The following is a 21987-nucleotide window of genomic DNA, read 5'->3' as shown; positions in this document are numbered from 1 at the left end:
CCGGTTATTTTCTTTAACTTTGTGTGTTAACTTTGAAAAAAACAGCATAAAATGGCTATGAATAATATTCCCAGCGTAGATCTGGCAGATTTCCTGAGCGATGACCCCAAGAGGAAACAAAAATTTGTGGAAGAAATAGGTAGAGCTTATGAGGAGATAGGCTTTGTTTCACTAAAGAACCACTTTTTAAGTGATGATCTTGTAGATGAATTATATAAAGAGGTGAAATCCTTTTTTGACCTGCCGCTAGATGTGAAGAAGAAATACGAGATCGAAGGCCTGGGTGGCCAGAGAGGATATATTTCCTTTGGAAAGGAACATGCCAAAGGCAAAAAAGAGGGTGATCTTAAGGAATTCTGGCATTTTGGACAGGAACCTTCCAAAGATGCCAATCTTATAGAAGAATATCCTAAAAATGTCCAGGTAGAGGAACTTAAAGATTTCAATCATACAGGGATGGAAGCCTACCGTATGCTGGAAAAAACAGGAATTTATGTATTAAGAGCCCTTGCTCTTTATATAGGCCTGGATGAACATTATTTTGATCATTGGGCCAGCAATGGGAATAGTATTTTGCGTCCTATTCACTATCCTCCAATCACTGAAGAACCAAAGGGTGCCGAACGTGCAGGAGCACATGGGGATATCAACCTTATCACCCTTTTAATGGGAGCTTCCACTGGTGGCCTGCAAGTGCTTAGAAAAGACGGTCAATGGATAGATGCCATCCCGCAGGAAGACGAACTGGTGATCAATGTTGGAGATATGCTGGAGCGGCTTACCAATAATAAACTAAGGTCTACCATTCATAAGGTGATAAATCCTCCTAAAGAGCAATGGGACAAACCACGGTACTCCATACCTTTCTTTATGCACCCACGCAGTGAAATGCCTTTAAACTGCCTGGAGGAGTGTATAGATGAGAATAACCCAAAGCAGTATGAGGATATTACTGCCGGTGAATTTCTACACCAGCGGCTTATTGAGATTGGACTTATAAAAAAATAAATTTCACATGGGCAGGAAGAAACTGGGACTGGAAGACCTGGGCGGGCTTGTGTTTTCCACCAACAACAACTTTAATCCAGAAAATGATCCCGGGGAGGAAATTCAAACCCCTCCTCCCGGGGAACAACGCCTGGAAGCACATTTTAGTTCCAAAGGCCGCGGCGGGAAAACCGTAACGGTTATCAAAGGCTTTGAAGGTAATGAGGAGGACCTGCAAAAACTGGGTAAAGACCTGAAGAAGAAATGTGGTGTTGGCGGCTCGGTTAAAGACGGGGAGATCATCATACAGGGGGATGTTCGCGAAAAGGTGATGCAGCTTTTAATAAATGACGGTTATAAAGTAAAACGTGTGGGAGGTTAACTTCCATCATCCTTAGTTATGGCAGAGCAACTTCATATCATCAATGGTGATGACCTTCACCACAATTTCCTGGAACTTGAAATTCCCGGTGATATTGTGGTTTGGCGGGAGATGCTTTGCGAAGGGCCCACAAGCTATGAACTGGATACAGACGAGTTTCTGAAGCTAAGAACCGGTTTTCTATATAAGCACTACCAAATTACCGCTGAAGATTATAATAGGCAGTTTATAGAAGAATTGCATAAGCTTAAAGTTTCCAATTCTTATGATGAGATCGTGTTATGGTTTGAATTTGACCTGTTCTCACATATTAATATGCTTGCAGTGATAAGTTTCCTGCAGGAAAATAAAAAGAATATTCCGGTGAGCCTGGTGTGCAGTAAAAGGCTGAAGGGGGAAAAAGAATTCACTCCTCTTTCCCAACTTTCTATGGATAATCTTAAAAACCATTATGAACAGCGTATTCCTTTGAACGAGGATGATCTGGAGATGGCAAACCTTATGTGGCAGTTGTATAACGGGGACAATCCCCAAAGGCTCATAGGCCAGATAAAGACCAAAACTAACTTCGAATACCTCTCTGCCTGCATTAGGGCACACCTGGAGAGGTTTCCAAATTCCAGGACGGGGCTCAATTCCCTGGAGCATAATGTGCTAAAGCTTATTGAAAAGAATAACATTACCAGCTTTCACCATCTTATTGGCTACACTCTTGAATACCAGGGATATTTTGGTTTTGGAGATTTACAAGTGGAGAGGATTATAAACCACCTTAAATTGTTTTTTGAAGAGCGCAACGGGATTGTGGTACTAACCCCAGCCGGTATTGAAGCCCTAAATTTTGAGAAAAACTTTTATCAACATCTTAAAGATGAAGAATATCTGGGCGGAGTTAGAAAATATGATTTCTTATATGACTCCACTACCCATAAAATATTAAAATTATAATATGACCTTAAAGGCTTCAGAATTTATACAGAACGCAGATGGAAGCGTTTACCACTTAAGACTCTTACCCCACCAAATTGCGAATACGATCATTACTGTTGGAGATCCAGACAGGGTTGCTGCAGTAAGTAAATATTTTGACATAATAGAGCACGTGGTGCAAAAAAGGGAGTTCAATACCCACACCGGCACCTACAAGGGGAAAAGGATCACAGTTATTTCCTCGGGTATTGGAACAGATAATATAGATATTGTTTTTAATGAACTCGATGCTCTGGTAAACATTGATTTCAATTCCAGGAGGATCAAAGAGGAGAGCAGCTCCCTGGATATTATACGTATAGGGACCTCAGGTGCCATACAACCAGACATTCCTATAGATTCTTTCCTTGTTTCTGAAACCGGGATTGGAATGGATGCCATGCTACACTTCTATGACAGTGAGCATATACAGGACAAGGCACTTAATAAAGCCCTAAAAGAGCAGCTGGATTTCCCATTTAACCATGTGGTTCCATATGCAGTGGATTGTGACATGGAACTTGCGTCAAGATTTGACAAAGGTTTCTATCGCGGGATGACTGTGAGCAACTGTGGATTCTATGGCCCCCAGGGAAGAGTTTTGAGGCTACCGGTACAGGATCCAGAACTTAACTCAAAGATGGAGAGGTTCAATTATAAAAACCGGAAAATCACCAATATGGAAATGGAAACTTCAGGCATGTACGGCTTATCAAAATTGCTGGGACACCACACGGTCTCCCTTAACGCAATAGTGGCAAACCGGGCAACCGGGGAATTTAGTAAGGATCCAGCAGCAACAGTAGATAAGCTTATTCGTACCGCCCTGGATCTTATAGTAGCTTAAGATTTTTATTTAACACATTATTAAATCAATCCCTGCTGCTACATAGTATTTTTGGGGAATAATTCTTTTTATGATCTCACCTAATACCATAGAATATAAGCACAGGGACCTTAACTGGCTCAGTTTTAACGACCGGGTTTTGCAGGAAGCCGGGGATCCATCCAATCCATTATATGAGCGAATAAAATTCCTTGCTATCTTCTCCTCCAATCTGGATGAATATTTTAGGGTACGGGTTTCCCAGCTTCGGCAAATAAAGAGGGTGGAAAAGAGTATTAGAAAGAAACTTGCCCTGCGACCAAACAAGATCACTAAGGAGATCCTGGAAGCAGTGAAACTTCAGCAGGACAAATTTGGCGAGATCTACCATAATGAGATCATTCCCGAACTGGAAAAGAATGGGATTATCCTGCTGGATTCAGAGCATTATAACAAGAAACAAAAACAGCTCTCACATACCTATTTTGAGGAGCACGTAAAAGCTTATCTTGAGGTAATGACCACCAGCTTTGAAACTCCCCAACAGGATCCTTTTTTGGAAAACAACAAGCCTTACTTTGCAGTAACCTTCAGCAATGAAGAAAAACTGGGCCTTATAAATATCCCCTCTGGTGAATGCGGAAGGTTTATTGAGATCGAAGAAAATAGTATTACTTTTTTAGATGATATTATTAGGAATGAGATGCAAAGCCTTTTTCCTAATGAGGAGGTCACAGGCATTTATGAAGTGAAACTTTCCCGGGATGCTGAACTTTATATCGAAGATGAATTCAATGGGGTCCTGGCTGAAAAGATCTATGAGTCCCTGGCACAGCGTACAGATGGGCAACCTACGCGCCTGCTATACGACGCCAGCATGCCACAGGATATTCAGAAGAAAATAAGGAAACTTCTTAATCTTGGGAAAATAGATATGATGCCAGGTGGGAAATACCATAACTTCATCGATTTTTTCGCTTTTCCAGATCCTACCAATAACCCTGCGCTCCACGCTAAAAAACCTGAGCCTGTGAAACACAGGGTACTCGAAAAAGCTGAAGATTACTTTAAAGTGATCGCAGAAAAGGACCAGGCAGTACATTTTCCCTATATGTCCTTTGATTATGTAGAAAAATTTGTGGCGCAGGCTGCAAATGATCCCGGGGTTGAAGCTATTAAGATCTCGCTCTACCGGGTGGCAGATGAGTCCAACCTCACCAACTGCCTGTTGCAGGCTCTTGAAAATGGAAAAAAGGTCACTGTATTTGTAGAGGCAAAAGCCCGGTTTGACGAGGAGAATAATATTATATGGGGCAGAAAATTTGAAGAAAAGGGAGCCAATGTTATTTATAGTTATCCCAAGATCAAAGTACACTCCAAGATCCTGTTGGTGGTACGCAGGGAAGAAGGGAAATTAAAGAACTATGCCTATATAGGAACAGGAAACTTTAACAGTGAGACCTCCAGGATCTATTGTGATCACGCGATTTTCACTGCAGATAAGTACATAACCAGGGAAATGTCCAGGATCTTTAGTGTGCTGGAAGGAGATCTTATTGTTCCCCGGGAAAAACGGTTATTTATTTCTCCTTTCTCCACACGCCGCCAGTTTACCCTTCTTGTTATGAAGGAAATTGAGAATGCCATGGAAGGAAAAAAGGCCGCCATAACTGCCAAATTAAATAGCCTGGAAGACCCAGAGATCATAGAATGGCTTTATAAGGCAAGTAATGCCGGGGTGAAGATAAGGCTTATAGTTAGGGGCTTCACCTGTCTCATCCCGGGGGTGAAAGGTATGAGTGAGAACATTTATATTACCAGCATTGTAGACCAATTCCTGGAGCACGGCCGTATTTATCTTTTTGAAAACGGTGGAGATGAGAAGATCTATTTTGGAAGCGCCGATCTTATGACCCGAAATCTGGACCGCAGGATCGAGGTCATTGCCCCAATCCTGGATAGGGATATCGCCCAGGAATTTAAAGAGATCCTCGAAATACAGCTTAGTGACAATGTAAAAGCTCGCATACAGGATGAAGAAGAATCCAACACTTATGTAACCCGTAAAAAAGGCGAAAAATCAATAAGGTCCCAGGTGGAGATCTATAAATATCTCAAAGAAAAGCACCAGAATTAAGTAGCCTGAGGAGGATTTCTTTTAGTTAGGGTTTATGCTTATGCATAATATTAAATTACATCAATGAAATATGAAAACAATTAGAGTTGGAGGCGTACCAGAACATTTTAATATGCCGTGGCATTTGTGTATTGAAGATGGGGATTTTGAATACGAGCAGCTAAAAATTGAATGGCGGGATTTTCCAGATGGTACCGGCGCGATGAATAAGGCCCTTAGGAATAATGAAATAGATGTTGCCATCATCTTAACTGAAGGTGTTATAAAAGATATTACAGCCGGAAACCCCGTGAAGGTCATCCAAAAATACATTGCTTCACCACTTATATGGGGAATCCATGTGGCTGCAGCCTCGCCTTTTAAGGAGGTAAAGGAGCTGGAGCATACCAAAGCCGCAATAAGCCGGGAAGGAAGCGGGTCGCAACTTATGGCTTATGTAAATGCAAAAGACCAAAAATGGGATTTGGCAGCCCTGGATTTTGAAATAGTAGGAGACATAGATGGTGCGGTGAAAGCTTTGGAGCAAGATCGTGCACAGTATTTTATGTGGGAACGTTTTACAACTAAACCATTGGTTGATAAAAGTGTTTTTAGACGAGTTGGGGACTGCCCTACGCCCTGGCCCTGTTTTGTAGTAGCGGCAAGGGAAGATTTCATTCATACCCATGAACATGATCTGGCAAAAATGCTGGATGTGGTTAATTCTAAATCGGTAAGCTTTAAGGAGGTCCCGGGAGTGGAGAAATTGGTTGCTCAACGGTATGACCAAAAGGAAGAGGACATTAAAGAATGGCTGGGAATAACGTCCTGGAGCCAGGTGCAAATAAGTGAGGAAGAAGTCCAAAAGGTCCAGGAAACATTAAAGTTATTGGGATTAATTGAGAAAGGGATGAAAGCTTCAGATTTTATTTATAATTTGGAGGCCGATAGTTTGTAAAACTCAGGAAAATTGGGTGATCATAAAAATCAAAAGGGTTTTTGCTCTTTACATTAAAAATTCATCAATCAAACATAAACTACATCTATAAATGAAGAAACTAATTACTACTCTTGCCCTTTCTTTTTTCATTGTTACAGCTTTTTCCCAGGAGGTCCAAAATGACCAGGACGCTATTTCCAATAGAGAAACCGGTAAAAATGAATTAAGCATTGGAGCTTTAAATCTTGTTGCATTTGGTGCTTTGGATGTTGCCTACGAACGAATTATTACCCCTAACAGCAGTTGGGCAGTAGAGGCTTTTATCCTGGCCCTTGACAGGGAAAGCGAAGACGCCGCAGATGCTTATTCCAAGGATTTTTCGCTCACCGGAAAATATAAATACTTTTTTGGGGAACGTACCGCCTGGGGTTTCTACGTTAACGGCCTGGCGATGATATCATCGGGAGAATATGAGAAGGATGTGCTGCAACCAGATGGCTGGTATGAATATGAAACCGAAGATTATACAGATTTCGCCCTGGGTTTTGGCCTTGGAGGTAAATTTGTCTCCAGGCAGGGGTTTTTTCTGGACCTTAGTACAGGGATTGGTCGTAATCTTTTTAGTAACAATTCGCCTACTATCATTGGGCAATTCAATGTAAACCTGGGCTTCAGGTTTTAATTACCAGTCTATAGGTTCCTTACCGTTCTCAACAAGGTAATTATTGGTGATGGAAAAGTGCCTGTTGCCAAACCAATACCCCCTTATGGCGCTTAAAGGAGAAGGATGCCCGCTGGTAAGAATGAGATGTTTAGAGGGGTCAATTTTGGCTCCTTTCTTTTTTGCAGGGCCTCCCCATAATAAAAAAACCACATTTTCTTTTTTTGCTGAAATGATCTCGATAACCTTGTCTGTGAATTCTTCCCAGCCCTTTTTTGTATGAGAACCTGCTTCATGAGCCCGAACCGTTAGAATAGCATTGAGCATAAGCACCCCTTGGTTTGCCCAATGTTCAAGGTTGCCCGTTGCAGGTATTGGTTTCCCTAAGTCTGTTTCTAATTCTTTATAGATATTCTTTAAGGAAGGAGGAAGCTTTGCATTTGGAAGTACTGAAAAACACAAACCATGTGCCTGGCCAGGGCCGTGATAGGGATCCTGGCCCAGGATAACCACCTTAACCCTATCAAAAGTTGCCCGGTTAAAGGCTTCAAAGATATTATCGCTATCCGGGAAACAGGTATTTTGATCATACTCCTCCTTTACGAATTCTATAAGGTCTTTGAAGTATGGTTTCTTGAATTCGGTTTCAAGTTCGTTAATCCAGCTGGGGTGTATGTTGACCTTCATTATAATTTAAGTAAATTTGCAGCACCCCAAAATTAGGGAAAAAATACTATGATTAAAATTGCTGAGAAAACCCTTATTGATCTTGAATTTCCTACGGTATGTGAACAAATTAGCCAGTTTTGCATTACCTCCCTGGGAAATGAAAAGGCATTGAATATCACCCCCTATTCCACTGGGAAAAAGACCATGTTTGGTTTAAACCAAACAAATGAATATGTGAAATCATGGCAGCAGGACAGTGCCATCCCCAATCATGGATTTGATAGCATAGACAGGGAGATAAAAATGCTGGGGATAGAAGAAGTGGTTTTAGAACTTGCAAGCTTCAGGAAAATAGCTGCAATATCAAATACAGCAAATACCCAGATAAAATTCTTCAATAAATTCAGTGAATTATACCCTGCGCTTCACGAGACAACAGCAGAGGTAGAATATACCAAAGCTATCACAGATAAAACAGGCGAAATAATTAACCGGTTTGGAGAAATAAAAGATGAAGCCTCTCCTCTGCTACAACAAACCCGCCGGGCAATGAATGCGGTTAAAGGAAAGATCAATTCCAGTTTTACAGCTGCCCTTTCCCGTTATAACCAATACGGTTATCTGGACGAGATAAGGGAAAGTGTGGTAGAGAATGTGCGTGTCCTGGCAGTCTCGGCGATGCACAGGAAAAAAGTAAAGGGAAGCATTCTTGGAAATTCCAAAACGGGCAGCATAGTTTATATACAGCCGGAAGCCACTATGATGCATACCCGGGAGCTGAACAACCTCGAATATGAAGAAAAGGAAGAAATAAACAGGATCCTAAAGGAACTTACCAATTTCATACGACCCTACCGGGAGTTACTCCAGGATTACCAGGAGTTACTTAGTGAGATAGATGTGATCTCTGCCAAGGCAAAATATGCCCGTGAGATCAACGGTTTGCTGCCAAAGATCACTAAGGACAGGGAATTGCACTTAAAGGATGCCTACCACCCTATCCTGCTAAGATCCAATAATCGAAAAGGAGAAAAAACCTTCCCTCAAAGTATCGAGCTAAAAAAAGATAACAGGATCATTGTGATCTCCGGGCCCAATGCCGGCGGAAAGAGCATCACCCTTAAGACGGTTGGCCTGCTGCAGGTAATGCTGCAAAGTGGGATCCTCCTCCCGGTGCATGAATACAGCCGGATGTGCCTGTTTACCCGGATCCTAACCGATATTGGCGATAACCAGTCCATAGAGAATCATCTTAGTACTTATAGCTACAGGCTTAAGAATATGAATTATTTCCTGCGGAAGTGTGATGACAAGACCCTCTTCCTTATAGATGAATTTGGAACAGGTAGTGATCCTGAATTGGGAGGTGCCCTGGCTGAAACTTTTCTGGAGGTTTTTTATGAACGGGAATCTTTCGGTATCCTAACCACTCACTACACCAATTTGAAGATGCTGGCAAACGAGCTGCCTAATATGACCAATGCCAATATGATGTTTGACTCCCGCACGCTGGAGCCGTTATTCCGGCTGCAGCTTGGGGAAGCAGGAAGTTCATTCACCTTTGAGGTAGCCCAAAAGAATGGCATTCCATACAGCCTTATAAACAGGTCCAAAAAGAAGGTGGAACGTGGAAAAATAAGATTTGATAAGAGTATAGCCAATCTCCAAAAGGAGCGCAGTAAACTTCAGAAAACAACAGATTCCCTGAAGACAAAAGAGCTTAACGCCGCAAAAGAAAAGGACAGGCTGGAGGAGATCAATTCCAGGGTACAGCAAAAGCTGGAGAGCTACCAGGAGCTTTATGACAGCAATCAACGTTTGATCTACCTGGGGCAAAAGATAAATGACCTTAGCGAGAAATATTTCAGCAATAAAAAGAAAAAGGAACTCCTTGGAGAATTCCTGAAGATCGTGGAGATAGAGAATTCAAAGCGTAAGAAAGAAACATCCAAAGAGAAACAGGTAAAAAAGGCGAAGGAGAAAAAGGTGCTGCAGGAAGCTGAAAAAAAGGTAGAGGAAATAAGACAGCGTAAGAAGGAAGAGAAAAAGAAGGTAGAGGTTGAAAAACAAAAAGAGGCGAACAAACCAAAAGCCATTCTTAAAGTTGGCGACAGGGTTAGACTGGAAAACGGAAAAGCCGTGGGATCTATAGACACCATTGAAAAAGGTAAGGCCACAGTGAATTATGGAATGTTTACCACCAGTGTTTCCCTGGACCAGTTGGAACTTGTACAGGCAAAGAAAAAATAATTAAGCTGCAGTTATTAGCTCATAGCATTCCTGCGCAAATCAATAGCTACTTATAATTATGACTGAAAGAATTCCAAAAGGTAAGAAGATCATCCTCTTTGACGGGGTTTGTAACCTATGCAACAACGCGGTAAATTTTATCATAGAGCGGGATAAAAAGGATATCTTCCTGTTTGCCTCTCTTCAAAGTGAGATTGGCCAGCAGCTAACGGCTGAAAGAGGAATAGATGTGGAGGAAGCTATGAATTCATTTTTGCTCATTGAGCCGGGGGTGGCATATTACCAAAGATCTACCGCGGCCCTGGAGGTTTCCAAAGATCTCTCTGGAGGATATTCGTTTTTAAGCTATTTTTCTGTCCTGCCTGAAGGTTTTAGGGACAGCATCTACAACCTGGTTGCGAAAAACAGGTATAAATGGTTCGGGAAAAAGGACAATTGTATGATCCCCACTCCCGAACTTAAAGCTAAATTTCTCGACTAGATTCTTTGACTTTTTCCGGCTCCTTTTCTTTTCCGGCAGGATAGTTATCATCCCATTCCACCACATTTGGAGGGCCTAGTTTATCTACAGATTTTGCCACAAGCATGGACACCGCGGCATCGCCGGTAATGTTTACCATGGTCCTGCACATATCCAGTGGCCGGTCTACAGCGAAGATCAATGCGAGTCCTGCTTCAGGTATCCCTGCCTGGGCAAGTACGATAACCAGCATTACCATCCCTGCTCCCGGTACTGCGGCAGATCCTATAGAGGCCAGCGTCGCCGTGGCAATGATCCCAAGCTGGGCGCCAAAAGAAAGATCCATTCCAAAGGCCTGCGCAATAAATACAGCTGCCACAGCCTGGTAAAGACTCGTACCATCCATGTTAATTGTGGCACCAATTGGCAGTACAAAACTCGCTACCTCTTTATGTACACCCATATGCTCCTCTACCCTTTCCATTGTCACCGGTAAAGTCGCAGCACTTGAACTTGTGGAAAAACCAAGTAACTGTGCAGGGGCGATCCCATTGATGAAAAATGCAGGGGTATTTTTTGTAAAGATCCAAACCAGCATCACATAGAACCCTATCATTAAGGCAAGTCCAATTAAAACGGTAAGGCCGTACATTCCAAGGGCGGCAAAAAGATCTGTGCTGGGTGACTCCACAACAAGGGCTGCCAACAGGGCGAAAACACCGTAAGGAGCAGTTAACATGATAAGGTCTATCAACTTAAGGATCACATCATTAAATCCATCAAAAAAGTCTTTTACCGGTTTGGCAGATTTTTCGGGAATAAGGATAAGCCCAAGTCCAAAAAATATGGCAAAGAAAATTACCTGCAGCATATTTCCATTATCACTTGCAGCTGCAAAAATGTTGGAAGGGACAATATCTTCCAGGGCCTGCAATGGCCCCGACTCCTTTTGTCTTGCCGCATCTTCTATCCTGGTAGAGGCATCCCCCGCGTAACTTGTAAGCAGGTCTTCCCGGGTCTCATCTGTAATGGTGCCCCCGGTTGAATTAAATTTACCATTCCCAATCCTATGGAAACTGCCACTACCGTTGTAAGAATGTATGTTACAATGGTACGGGTTCCCATTTTGGAAAGCTTCGAAATATCCTTAAGGTCTGAGATCCCTTTAACCAAAGAAGCCAATATAAGCGGCACTGCGATCAATTTAAGGGCATTTATAAAGATGTTTCCAAAAGGTTTTATCCAGTCACTTATAAAACCTGCCCCCCAGTCAAAATTGGAAAGTAGAAGTGCAAAGATAACCCCTGCGGCCATCCCCAGTAATATCTGCCAGTGCAGCGCTAATTTTTTCATTTTAAAGATATTTCAACTTTAGATTTTTGATATTTTATTAAGCAGGAAGAAATCGGCAATTACAAGGGCTGCCATGGCTTCCACAATGGGAACAGCTCTTGGCACCACACAGGGATCGTGCCTGCCTTTACCCTGCATTTCCACTTCCTCTCCTTTGGAGTTTATAGTATTTTGTTTTTGCATTATAGTTGCAACCGGTTTAAATGCGACCCGAAAGTAAATATCCATTCCATTTGAGATCCCACCCTGCACGCCACCGCTTAGATTGGTCGTGGTACTGCCATCTGGATTGAATTTGTCGTTGTGTTCACTTCCTTTCATCCTGGTTCCCTCGAAACCGCTTCCAAATTCAAAGCCTTTTACGGCATTAATTGAGAGCATTGCCTTTCCAAGCTGGGCATGTAATTTATCAAATACCGGCTCTCCCAGGCCTTTAGGAACATCTTTGATCACACACTGCACCGTTCCTCCTACTGTGTCTCCTTCTGCCCGAATTTCCCTGATATAAGCTTCCATTTTTTCTGCGGAAGCAGGATCTGGACATCTTACAGGATTAGATTCTATCAGACTAAAATCCAGTTCTTCCGGCCCTTTCTCCAGGCTTATCTTTCCCACTGAAGCCGTATAGGTTGTAAAGGCTATTTGTGGGATCACCTGCTTTGCAATTGCACCACCCACTACCCTGCAGGCGGTCTCACGGGCAGAAGATCGTCCCCCGCCGCGATAATCCCTCACCCCGTATTTCTCATCATAGGTATAATCTGCATGCGAAGGCCTGTAGGTATCTTTGATATGGGAATAATCCTTTGATTTTTGATTTGAATTCCTGATTATGAAACCAATTGGGGTGCCGGTACTTTTACCTTCAAAAATTCCAGAAAGGAATTCTACCATATCGGGTTCCTTGCGTTGGGTAACGATTGCCGACTGGCCCGGGCGGCGTTTATCCAGCTCCTCCTGTACTCTTTCCAGGTCCAGCTCAATCCCTGCAGGACAGCCATCTATTACACCTCCAATGGCAGTGCCGTGTGATTCCCCGAATGTTGTAAGTTTAAAGAGCGTCCCAAAGGAATTTCCGGCCATATAGTTGATTTTGAACAAATGTAATTTTTTACGTACATATTTGAAAATCTATTCCCGGTTTTATGGGAAGGATCTTCAGCAGTAGTATTTATTGGTCCTCTTTAGCATTTTCGAAGTGCAGTGCTTCCCTTAATACCGTAACGGGATGTTTGGCAGTCCTCCCTGTCCCATCAAGGATTTGGTGCCTGCAGCTGGTCCCGTTGGCAGCCACAATGGTATTTTGCGGTGTATTTCGTACTGCGGGAAACAAGCTTTGCTCCCCAATTTTCATGCTTACCTCATAATGTTCGGCTTCATAACCAAATGAACCTGCCATTCCACAGCAGCCGGAAGATATAAGTCTAACCTTGTAATTCTTCGGAAAATTAAGAACATCAAAGGTCACTGCCGAATTTGACATTGCTTTCTGATGACAGTGTACATGTATTTTCACTTCTCTTTCTTCAGAAGTAAAAGAATCCTGGATGATATTTCCAAGGGCCATTTCCTTCTTCAGGAATTCTTCTATGAGAAAGGTATTCCTGGATATATCCTCTGCAGCAGTTAGGTCATTGGCCAGGCGTAAATATTCATCCCGAAATCCAAGGATGGCAGATGGTTCTATGCCTATCAAAGGAGTCTCTGCCGTTATCTTATCCTTGAAAAGCTCAATGTTCCTGTTGGCGAGTTCCTTTGCTTCCTCAAGGAAACCTTTGGAAATATGGCTCCTCCCGCTTTCTTTGTTCTGCAATATATTTACCTGATATCCCAGGGTTGACAATAATTCCAGGGCATCAATCCCTATAGCAGTATCTTGGTAATTCGTAAATTCATCATTGAAAAGGTAAACCGTTTTTACAGGCTCCTTTACCGCCAGCCGTTGGCGGTGTTTTTTATGGTATTTGGATAAACTTTGTTTTGAAACCAAAGGAAGGGAACGTTCCCTGGCAATTCCCATAGCTTTTTTTGCCAGGGTAGATGTGAGTATATTACTGAAGAAGAAATTTGCTACTTCGGGAGCATTTGAGGCAAGGCTGTTAATGCCCGCATTACCAACAAAGGCGCGGCTACGCAAGGACTTACCGTTAGCCTTTTGATACTGGTACTGGAACTCAGCCTTCAATGCTGCCATATCTACATTGGAGGGACATTCGCTTTTACATCCTTTGCAACTAATGCATAGATCAAGTACTTCTTTGAGTTCTTCATGATCAAATTTATTGGGCTTCTCACTGTTGGTAAGGAACTCTCTCAAGGCATTGGCCCTGGCCCGTGTGGTATCCTTTTCATCCTTTGTTGCCCGGTAGCTGGGACACATGGTACCGCCGGCTTCAACAGATTTACGACAGTCCCCACTTCCGTTGCATTTTTCAGCCAGGCGCAGTATCCCTTCAGAATCATCAAAATTCATTAAAGTGGTGATAGCAGGTTCTATTCTTCCGGGTGCATACCTAAGAGAAGTATCCATAGGTGCTGCATCTACTATCTTGCCCGGATTGAAAATATTGTGCGGATCAAAGGTTTTTTTCACCTCCTTTAAAAGCCTGTAATTCTTTGGGCCAATCATGAATTCTATGAACTCTGCCCGCAGGCGGCCATCACCATGCTCTCCGCTAAGGGATCCTCTATATTTCTTTACCAGCTGGGCCACATCTTCGGTAATTTTTCGAAAAAGCAGTACGTCCTCTTTTTTCTTCAGATCCAAAATTGGCCTTAGATGTAGTTCTCCGGCACCTGCATGGGCATAGTAAACGGCATCCTGTCCATAGCCGGCCATAATCTTTGTGAATTCAAGAATATAATTGGCGAGATTTGGTAGTGCAACAGCTGTATCCTCTATACAGGCAACCGCTTTACGGTCTCCAACCATATTTCCTAAAAGACCTAAACCTGCTTTTCTTAACTCCAGAGCGAGATCTATTTGTTCATCCATAAGCACCGGGCAGGCATAGGCCAGGCCGGTGCCTTCCAGCCTTTTTAAAAGCACTTGTAGCTGTTCCTGCAGGTCTTCCTGGCTGGCGGACCGTAACTCCAGCATAAGGATCGCTTTGGGGTCCCCTTCAATGAAGAACCTGTTCTCCCTGTACATTAGATTTTGTTTTGTACAGTCCAGGATAACTTTATCCATCATTTCGCAGGTATAAAGAGGACTTTCCATAGATGGAGCCACTGCCAGCATACAACTTTCAATGGTGGTAAAATGAGCGGCTACCATTGCCGTATATTTCGGCGGGAGTTTATCGAGCTGCAGGGTAAGCTCTGTGGTGAATGCCAGGGTGCCTTCACTCCCAGATAATAATCTGCACATATTTACAGCTGGGCCAGAAGGGTTGAAAATATTTGTAGTGATGATCTCATCAACGGCATAACCTGTGTTCCTTCGATGTATGGCAGGATCTGGAAACTTATCGAGTATCTCCAGCTGCACTTCAGCAGGGGAAAGAATTTCAAATAACTGCCTGTAAATATTTCCTTCCAGATCCTGCTGTTCCCGTTTAAGCATAAATTCTTCAGCAGTCATTTCTCCAAAATTCACTTCGCTGCCGTCACTCAATAAGGTTTTCATGGAAATAAGCTTATCACGGGTGGTACCGTATCTAATAGAAGTAGTACCACTGGAATTATTTCCTGCCATCCCTCCTATCATACACCGGTTGGAAGTCGAAGTGTTCGGGCCAAAGAAGAGGCCGTGGTGCGCCAGTTGCCGGTTTAGGTCATCGCGTATAACCCCTGGTTGCACAACAGCTATTCTTTGTACCGGATCTATATGAAGCACTCTATTGAAGTACCTGGAAACATCTACAACAATACCGCTGCCAACGCATTGCCCGGCCAGGGAAGTACCTGCTGTACGTGGAATCAGGCCTATTTGATGCTGTGCTGCAAATTCTATAAGGGTTTTAAGGTCCTGCACATGTTTTGGGAAGCAAACGGCAATAGGTTTCTCCCGGTATACTGAAGCATCTGTCGCATAAATGCTTTTATATAAGTCATCTACGTGAAATTCCCCGTCTACTGCTTCTGCTAATTTTTTAAGAGAGTTCTTCATAAAGGCCTAAAATTACGTATAATTTGAGTTCCCCACTTAACAGGTTTTTAATGATTATTAACAATACATTGGCTTACCGCAGTATGGGGGTATAATTTTAACACTTAAATTTGCTCTTTCAATTTAAAAACTGAAGAGATATGAAAAAATTATTTTTACTAGTAGTATTCGTTATAGGAGCCGGTTTAACTACACAGGCACAAACCATTGCAGACAATGCCATAGGACTACGTTTTGGTGGTGGTGACGGTCTTGGAGCAGAGGTTTCTTACCAACGTGCTCTTGGAATGAACAATAACAGGCTGGAACTTGACCTTGGTTGGAGAAATGACAGCAGTTTTGACGCATTTAAGCTTGCAGCGATCTACCAGTGGGTTTGGAACATTGAAGCGGGTTTCAACTGGTACGCCGGTGTTGGTGGTGGAGTTGGAAGCGTTGAGGATAAAAGAAGACTGGAAAGACGTGGTAATGATGGAACCTTTTTATTTCTTGCCGGTAATGTAGGTATTGAATATAATTTCGACATTCCATTATTGATTTCCCTGGATTTTAGACCAGAATTTGGGTTCAATGATTACGATGTACTAAATGAATTCTCTCCAGATGTTGCACTTGGAGTAAGATACCAGTTCTAGATATATTGAAAAAGAGAATTTGAAAAGGCGCAGATCAAATCTGCGCCTTTTTTATTTTATCAAGTGCCTTTTGATAAAGATTTTCATACACCGGTACTATCTTATGAATATCAAAGGCTTTTGCCTGGTTCCTTGCAGCTGTTTTAAACCTGTTTAAGGTTTCCTCATCTTTAAGGATCTCAAGGGCATTCTCTGCCATCTCCCCCACATTTCCAACATCGCTTAAGTAACCAGACACTCCCTGTATATTCACCTCTGGCAATCCTCCTGTATTGGAAGAAATTACAGGTACACTGTTGACCATTGCTTCCAGGGCAGCCAGTCCAAAACTCTCTTTTTCTGAAGGAAGCAGGAAAAGATCACTAAAGCACAGGATCTTATCCACCTCATTACTTTGTCCTACAAACAGGATCTTATCCTGAAGACCCAATTCATAAGCCATATCCTCAGCCTTTTCTTTTTCAGGCCCCTCGCCCACCATTATAAGCTTGGCTTTTTTCTTACTGCTTATAATAGCAAAGATCTTTATCACATCCAAAATACGCTTTACAGGCCTGAAGTTACTAACGTGAGAAATAAGGAATTCATCATCATCTGCCATTAAACTTCGCTGGCATTCAGACATCACCCGTAGATATTTTGTACTGTCAATAAAGTTAGGAACAACATTGATCTCTTTTGTGATCTCAAAGGATCTAAGTGTATCCTCTTTTAAGCTTTCAGAAACCGATGTAACCACATCACTTTTGTTAATACTAAAGGTCACCGCCGGTTTATAGAAAGGATGGTTTCCAACAAGGGTTATATCAGTCCCATGCAGGGTAGTAACCATTGGTATAAAGATCCCTTCCTCCTCCAGCATCTTTTTGGCCATGTATCCCGCATATGCATGTGGAATGGCATAATGAACATGGAGTAGTTCAATGTCGTAAAGCTTTACCATATTCACCAGTTTGCTGCTCAATGCCAACTCGTACGGCTGAAAATGAAACAGAGGATACTCAGGGACATTGACCTCATGAAAATGGATGTTACCGGTGAGTTGCTCGAGCCTCACGGGTTGCTTATAGGTAATAAAATGGATCTCGTGCCCTCTTTTAGAAAGGGCCATTCCAAGTTCTGTTGCTACAACCCCGCTACCTCCAAAGGTAGGATAGCAAACTATGGCTATTCTCATTCAATAAGTTATTTATAGGCAAGGTAATTAATTTACCTAAAATTCTATGGAATCATAGATCACCTGCTGTATCTTTTCTCTAATATTTTCCCTTATAAGGGCACGGTTATCCACATCTGGATAAGTCCTGTTGGAAAGAAATACATACACTATTTCTTCATCAGGATCTGCCCAGGCAAAGGTCCCGGTGAATCCACTATGTCCAAAACTGGCCAGCGAAACGCATCCACAGGTAGGACCGCTCTGGGATAATTGAGGTTTGTCGAAACCCACACCCCTCCTTACATTGTTTTCGCAATAATAACAGGTATTGAATTTCTCGAGGGTTTCCTGTTCGAGATATTTCCTGCCCCCATAATGCCCGCCATTGAGATATAGCTGCATGATCTTGGTCACATCATTAGCATTGCTGAAAAGGCCTGCGTGGCCGCCTATACCTCCCTGCATGGCAGCACCCTGATCGTGTACAAACCCATGTACCCTTTGCCGCCGCCATAGTTTATCTTCCTCAGTAGGGACAATTTGATCCAGGGAAAAATGTTCCAGGGGAGAATATGTCGTGTAATTTGCACCAAGGGGATTATAGAACCGGTCGTAGGTAATAAGGTCCAGTGGAGCATTATGATGATCTTCCAGATAATATTTCATAATATAAAATGGCAGGTCACTGTATTTGTAACCAAGCTGTTTTTCAAGGCTACTACTTCTTATAACTCCTAATATAGAATCCCTTATATCATTCCTTATATACATTTCATTGGCCACCTGCAGGTTAAAATTCTCTACTGGTTTTTCCCTGTAATACTGTAGGGATGGCCTTTTGGTTGCCCGGTCAATGGTAGGAACATAGAACGGAAGCCAGGCTTTTAACCGGCCATAATGAAGCAACATATCCTGCAGCCGGATATTTTCCTTATTGGACCCTATGAAATATGGCATAAGCTCTCCCAACCGGGAGTCAAAATTGATAACACCCCTTTCTTCAAGTTCCATAATTAGAGGAAGGCTGGCAAGGATCTTCGTAAGCGATGCCAGGTCATATAGAGAGGTATCTGTTACAGGGGTCTTTTTTTCATAGGTGTGGTAACCTGCATTGCGGTTATAGATAACCTTTCCCCTGCGGGCAATCATCACTTGTAATCCCGGAGTCATTTTCCTGGATATTGCCAGGTCTACAAGGGAATCTATCTTGGCCAGGCCGGTGGAACGCAGCCCTACAGATTCTGGAATCCCGTAAGAGAGCCTGTTCACAGCACGGGTATAGAAGCCTGTACCTGCAGGAAATTCCTCGCCTGCACTCACCGGTAATTTCCCTCTCGCCTCCAATGCTCCAAAAAGTATTTGCGCAGTCTTTTCCTGTGCTATGGGACTATTCTGATAACCCATAATGATCCCTTCCATAAGGCTGGAGGAATTTAGATCCAGCAGCGCATAAGGGCGGGTAAATACATTCAATATGGAGAGATTGTTCTTTGCTATTTCGTGAATCCAGGTTAATTCATCACGACTAAACTTATACCTTGCCCAGGGGGAAGCATTGGATTTGTGGTAACCTATGATCACTAAATTATATTCTCTTAATTTCGAGATCATTTCATCCAGGCGTTCTGCTTTTATGTGATCAATGCGGGAATATTTGCGCAATTGGGTTAAAAAAGCATCCCCACTGTCATCCCCAAAGTGCACATAGGCAATCTTCCTTGTGTCCAGGTCTTTTACAGGCAGGATCCCCAGATCATTCTTTACGATGGTAATTGCATTCTCAAATAGTTCTTCATTGAGGACCCTGTCCTGCACTGTATGTAAATTCTCTTCGAGTCCAATAGGATTCACAGGAAGGTAATGATGTAATCCTGCTTTGTATTTTGCCTTCAGTATTTTTTTTACGGAATGCGACAGTCTTTCTTCTGTTATAATGCCGTTATTGTAGGCCTCCATAATTTTCACTGAAGCTTTCGGTACATCTTCAGATATCAAGAGTATATCATTGCCTGCAAGGAATGCTGCAAGGTCAATATCTCCCGGGCTGGTGTGATTGGAGGCTCCCTTCATATTCAGAGCATCAGTGAAAATAAGACCCTTGAAGCCCAGTCTTTCCTTTAAAAGATCTGTTACAATGGTTTTAGAAAGTGAAGATGGCAGGTTCTTTTCCCGTTCCAGGCCTGGAACATTGAGGTGGGCTACCATTATACTGGAAACCCCTTCATCTATGAGTTTGTAATAAGGAAAAAGTTCTGTACTGTCAATACGGGCACGAGAAAAAGAAATAGTGGGCAGGGTTTTGTGACTGTCACTATTTGTGTCTCCATGTCCAGGGAAATGTTTCGCACTGGAGAGGATACCCTCCCTGTGCATCCCTTTCATAAAGGCTAATGCTTTATTGGTCACATTGATCTTTTCCTCCCCAAAGGCCCTGTTCCCAATGATAGGATTCTCTGGATTGGTGTTAATATCAATGACCGGAGCAAAATTTATATGCACTCCTAATCTTCTGGAGTGACGTGATATAGAAGCTCCTGCCTCTTCAATAAGTTTAAGGCTTTGAACCGCCCCCAGGGTCATGTTCCATGGCAGGGCAAAGGTAGAATCCAGCCTCATCGCCAGGCCCCATTCAGCATCCATTCCTATGAGCAAGGGAACCTTTGCCAGTTCCTGAAATTCATTATTAAGTTTTGCCTGCTGCCCGGGCCCACCCTTTGAAAAGATCACCCCACCAATATGCTGCTCAGTGATCAATCCTCTTACTTTATTGTGGCTTGCCCTTGAACCGTTAGAAAAGAGATCTACCATAAAAAGCTGACCAACTTTCTCCTGCAGGCTAAGGTTGTTATAAATGCTGTCCACCCACATTCGCTGGTTCTCAAAATCAACGGTTTCCAGCGGATCATTGGATTGAGCGGTAACCGGTAAATTGAGAAAAAGAATGCTTATTAGAAAAAGAAAATGAAGGGGCCTTATGCTCATTTAATCCTTTATTTTAAAAACCGGTTGTGCCAGCTGTCCTTTGCCGGGACTTCCCAGTCGTTTAAATATTCATACTTGTTATTGACCAAATTGTTGAAAACTATTGTATTGGGAGAAACTGCTTTGTCCTTGGCCATTTTCCTGAAATCTATAAGGGTTTTAAAGGCCACGTGTTCCCCTTGTTTATAGCTCACATTCATCTTATCGAGAAGGTCCACATTGTAGTCCTTTTCGAGCTGCTGTATGAAAGCCACAGAAGCATCTATAGAACATCCTGTAGCTGCACGCACTTCCTGATCAAGAGCAATGATAATAAACCTCCTGTATTTAATTTCATAGGAAGCATTGAGATCACCTCCATGAGCTGTCCAGGCAGCTAAAAAAGTTTCAAGTCTAGAGGAAATCTCCGTTAGTTCGGCATCTGTAAAAGACCTGTTGGCCTGATAGATCCATACACGGGAAGTATCTGGTAATTCGTTAAAAGGTACAAACATTTAGTTGAGGATTATTTTTTCACAAAGCTACTGTATAATTGGGGTAGCTTCAAAAATAGTACCACTAAATTGGAAAGTTTAACTAATTACTTCTGAAATAATTACGACATCTTCCGGTTTGTGTTCCATAGAGAATTAGAACCGGAATTTTTTATTTTTTACAGGCGGAAGTTCTCCAGGTTATTCTGAATTAAAGATCGTGGGCATTGGCGATCATCTCTGCCACATCCATTACCTCAATATTCTTTTCCTGGTCCTTGCTTTTAACCCCATCTGTCATCATGGTATTACAAAACGGGCAACCTGCTGCTATGATCTCCGGTTTTACTTCCATTGCCTGCTCTGTCCTGGCAATGTTTACGTCCTTGTTACCGGGTTCCGGTTCCTTGAACATCTGTCCACCCCCGGCTCCACAGCACATCCCGTTCTTTTTACATTTTTTCATCTCTACGAGTTCCACTTCGAGCTTTCTAAGCAAGTCCCTTGGAGCTTCATAGACGTTATTGGCGCGTCCCAGGTAGCAGGGGTCATGAAAGGTGATCCTCTTACCTTTAAATTTTCCACCCTCAACCTTAAGCCGACCTTCTTCAAGCAAGGATTTAAGGAAAGTCGTATGGTGCATTACTTCATAGTTACCACCAAGCACGGGATATTCATTTTTTATTGTGTTAAAGCAATGAGGGCAGGCCGTTACAACCTTTTTGATCTCATAACCGTTAAGCACCTCAATATTGGTCACTGCCTGCATTTGAAAAAGGAATTCATTTCCCGCACGCTTGGCAGGATCTCCGGTACAGCTTTCTTCAGTTCCCAGCACGGCGAAATCTACATTTGCCTCGCTCAATAATTTTACAAAAGCCTTGGTAACTTTTTTAGCCCTGTCGTCAAAACTTCCCATACAACCAACCCAGAATAAAACTTCAGGTTTTTTTCCTTCGGCCATATATTCAGCCATTGTGGGGACTTTTATTGCTTCTGCCATTCTTTTATATT

Annotated in this window: 17 protein-coding genes and 1 pseudogene; 10 read left to right on the top strand and 8 right to left on the bottom strand. The window is 42.6% G+C overall.

Features of this window, described 5'->3' with window-relative positions; all coding sequences use genetic code 11:
• Nucleotides 1-57 precede the first annotated feature (57 nt).
• From FHG64_RS01210 to FHG64_RS01180, 7 genes are all read left to right on the top strand, one after another.
• Nucleotides 58-1008 carry an isopenicillin N synthase family dioxygenase gene (locus tag FHG64_RS01210; RefSeq protein ID WP_139067858.1) on the top strand — a complete coding sequence of 317 codons (951 nt, stop codon included), beginning with the start codon at nucleotides 58-60 and terminating at the stop codon, nucleotides 1006-1008.
• A gap of 7 nt (nucleotides 1009-1015) precedes the next feature.
• Entirely contained in the window at nucleotides 1016-1369 is a 354-nt protein-coding gene (locus tag FHG64_RS01205) for a translation initiation factor (protein WP_139064700.1), read from the top strand.
• A gap of 18 nt (nucleotides 1370-1387) precedes the next feature.
• Nucleotides 1388-2317, top strand: a complete 930-nt coding sequence (locus tag FHG64_RS01200; RefSeq protein WP_139064699.1) for a DUF1835 domain-containing protein — start codon at nucleotides 1388-1390, stop codon at nucleotides 2315-2317.
• A 1-nt stretch (nucleotide 2318) separates the two neighbouring features.
• A complete protein-coding gene (locus FHG64_RS01195) occupies nucleotides 2319-3185 on the top strand; it encodes a nucleoside phosphorylase (RefSeq protein ID WP_139064698.1) in 867 nt (288 codons plus the stop codon).
• Nucleotides 3186-3255: 70 nt separating this feature from the next.
• The gene (ppk1, locus tag FHG64_RS01190) at nucleotides 3256-5301 is read left to right on the top strand and encodes a polyphosphate kinase 1 (protein WP_139064697.1); all 2046 of its coding nucleotides are present in this window, start codon (nucleotides 3256-3258) and stop codon (nucleotides 5299-5301) included.
• Between the two features lie 70 nt (nucleotides 5302-5371).
• Nucleotides 5372-6238: a substrate-binding domain-containing protein gene (locus FHG64_RS01185; RefSeq protein WP_139064696.1), complete on the top strand. Its 867-nt coding sequence runs from the start codon at nucleotides 5372-5374 to the stop codon at nucleotides 6236-6238.
• A 91-nt stretch (nucleotides 6239-6329) separates the two neighbouring features.
• Nucleotides 6330-6902: a hypothetical protein gene (locus FHG64_RS01180; protein ID WP_139064695.1), complete on the top strand. Its 573-nt coding sequence runs from the start codon at nucleotides 6330-6332 to the stop codon at nucleotides 6900-6902.
• Here the strand turns inward: FHG64_RS01180 and ung are convergent, their stop codons facing one another.
• Nucleotides 6903-7568 carry a uracil-DNA glycosylase gene (ung, locus tag FHG64_RS01175; RefSeq protein ID WP_139064694.1) on the bottom strand — a complete coding sequence of 222 codons (666 nt, stop codon included), beginning with the start codon at nucleotides 7566-7568 and terminating at the stop codon, nucleotides 6903-6905. It lies immediately after the preceding gene.
• 48 nt (nucleotides 7569-7616) lie between these two features.
• Between ung and FHG64_RS01170 the strand changes: the two genes are divergently transcribed.
• Nucleotides 7617-9800: an endonuclease MutS2 gene (locus tag FHG64_RS01170; protein ID WP_139064693.1), complete on the top strand. Its 2184-nt coding sequence runs from the start codon at nucleotides 7617-7619 to the stop codon at nucleotides 9798-9800.
• Nucleotides 9801-9858: 58 nt separating this feature from the next.
• Nucleotides 9859-10281 (top strand): thiol-disulfide oxidoreductase DCC family protein, encoded by a 423-nt coding sequence (locus tag FHG64_RS01165; RefSeq protein WP_139064692.1) that lies wholly within the window; start codon nucleotides 9859-9861, stop codon nucleotides 10279-10281.
• Here FHG64_RS01165 and FHG64_RS01160 read toward each other — a convergent pair.
• The 3 genes and pseudogenes from FHG64_RS01160 to FHG64_RS01150 form a co-directional block, all read right to left on the bottom strand.
• Nucleotides 10265-11613 (bottom strand): annotated as a pseudogene (locus FHG64_RS01160) (dicarboxylate/amino acid:cation symporter). The gene FHG64_RS01165 and the pseudogene FHG64_RS01160 sit on opposite strands and share 17 nt — an antisense overlap.
• Nucleotides 11614-11631: 18 nt before the next feature.
• Nucleotides 11632-12696 carry a chorismate synthase gene (gene aroC / locus FHG64_RS01155; RefSeq protein ID WP_139067857.1) on the bottom strand — a complete coding sequence of 355 codons (1065 nt, stop codon included), beginning with the start codon at nucleotides 12694-12696 and terminating at the stop codon, nucleotides 11632-11634.
• 88 nt (nucleotides 12697-12784) lie between these two features.
• Entirely contained in the window at nucleotides 12785-15724 is a 2940-nt protein-coding gene (locus FHG64_RS01150; RefSeq protein WP_139064691.1) for an FAD-binding and (Fe-S)-binding domain-containing protein, read from the bottom strand.
• Nucleotides 15725-15864: 140 nt separating this feature from the next.
• On the opposite strand from FHG64_RS01150, the gene FHG64_RS01145 reads away from it, so the two are divergent.
• The gene (locus FHG64_RS01145) at nucleotides 15865-16359 is read left to right on the top strand and encodes a hypothetical protein (RefSeq protein ID WP_139064690.1); all 495 of its coding nucleotides are present in this window, start codon (nucleotides 15865-15867) and stop codon (nucleotides 16357-16359) included.
• A gap of 34 nt (nucleotides 16360-16393) precedes the next feature.
• Here FHG64_RS01145 and bshA read toward each other — a convergent pair whose 3' ends face one another.
• The 4 genes from bshA to FHG64_RS01125 all read right to left on the bottom strand — a co-directional run bounded on the left by bshA (nucleotide 16394) and on the right by FHG64_RS01125 (nucleotide 21976).
• Nucleotides 16394-17536, bottom strand: a complete 1143-nt coding sequence (gene bshA / locus FHG64_RS01140; RefSeq protein WP_139064689.1) for an N-acetyl-alpha-D-glucosaminyl L-malate synthase BshA — start codon at nucleotides 17534-17536, stop codon at nucleotides 16394-16396.
• 36 nt (nucleotides 17537-17572) lie between these two features.
• Nucleotides 17573-20500, bottom strand: coding sequence for a glycoside hydrolase family 3 N-terminal domain-containing protein (locus FHG64_RS01135; protein WP_139064688.1), 2928 nt, complete (start codon nucleotides 20498-20500; stop codon nucleotides 17573-17575).
• 8 nt (nucleotides 20501-20508) lie between these two features.
• The gene (locus FHG64_RS01130) at nucleotides 20509-20994 is read right to left on the bottom strand and encodes an ABC transporter ATPase (RefSeq protein ID WP_139064687.1); all 486 of its coding nucleotides are present in this window, start codon (nucleotides 20992-20994) and stop codon (nucleotides 20509-20511) included.
• 190 nt (nucleotides 20995-21184) lie between these two features.
• A complete protein-coding gene (locus tag FHG64_RS01125; protein WP_139064686.1) occupies nucleotides 21185-21976 on the bottom strand; it encodes a (Fe-S)-binding protein in 792 nt (263 codons plus the stop codon).
• Nucleotides 21977-21987: the final 11 nt, after the last annotated feature.

This window comes from Antarcticibacterium flavum (assembly GCF_006159205.1).
Classification (GTDB): domain Bacteria; phylum Bacteroidota; class Bacteroidia; order Flavobacteriales; family Flavobacteriaceae; genus Gillisia; species Gillisia flava.
The sequence above is the reverse complement of the archived record's forward strand: the minus strand, read 5'-3'. Positions and strand labels throughout refer to the sequence as shown.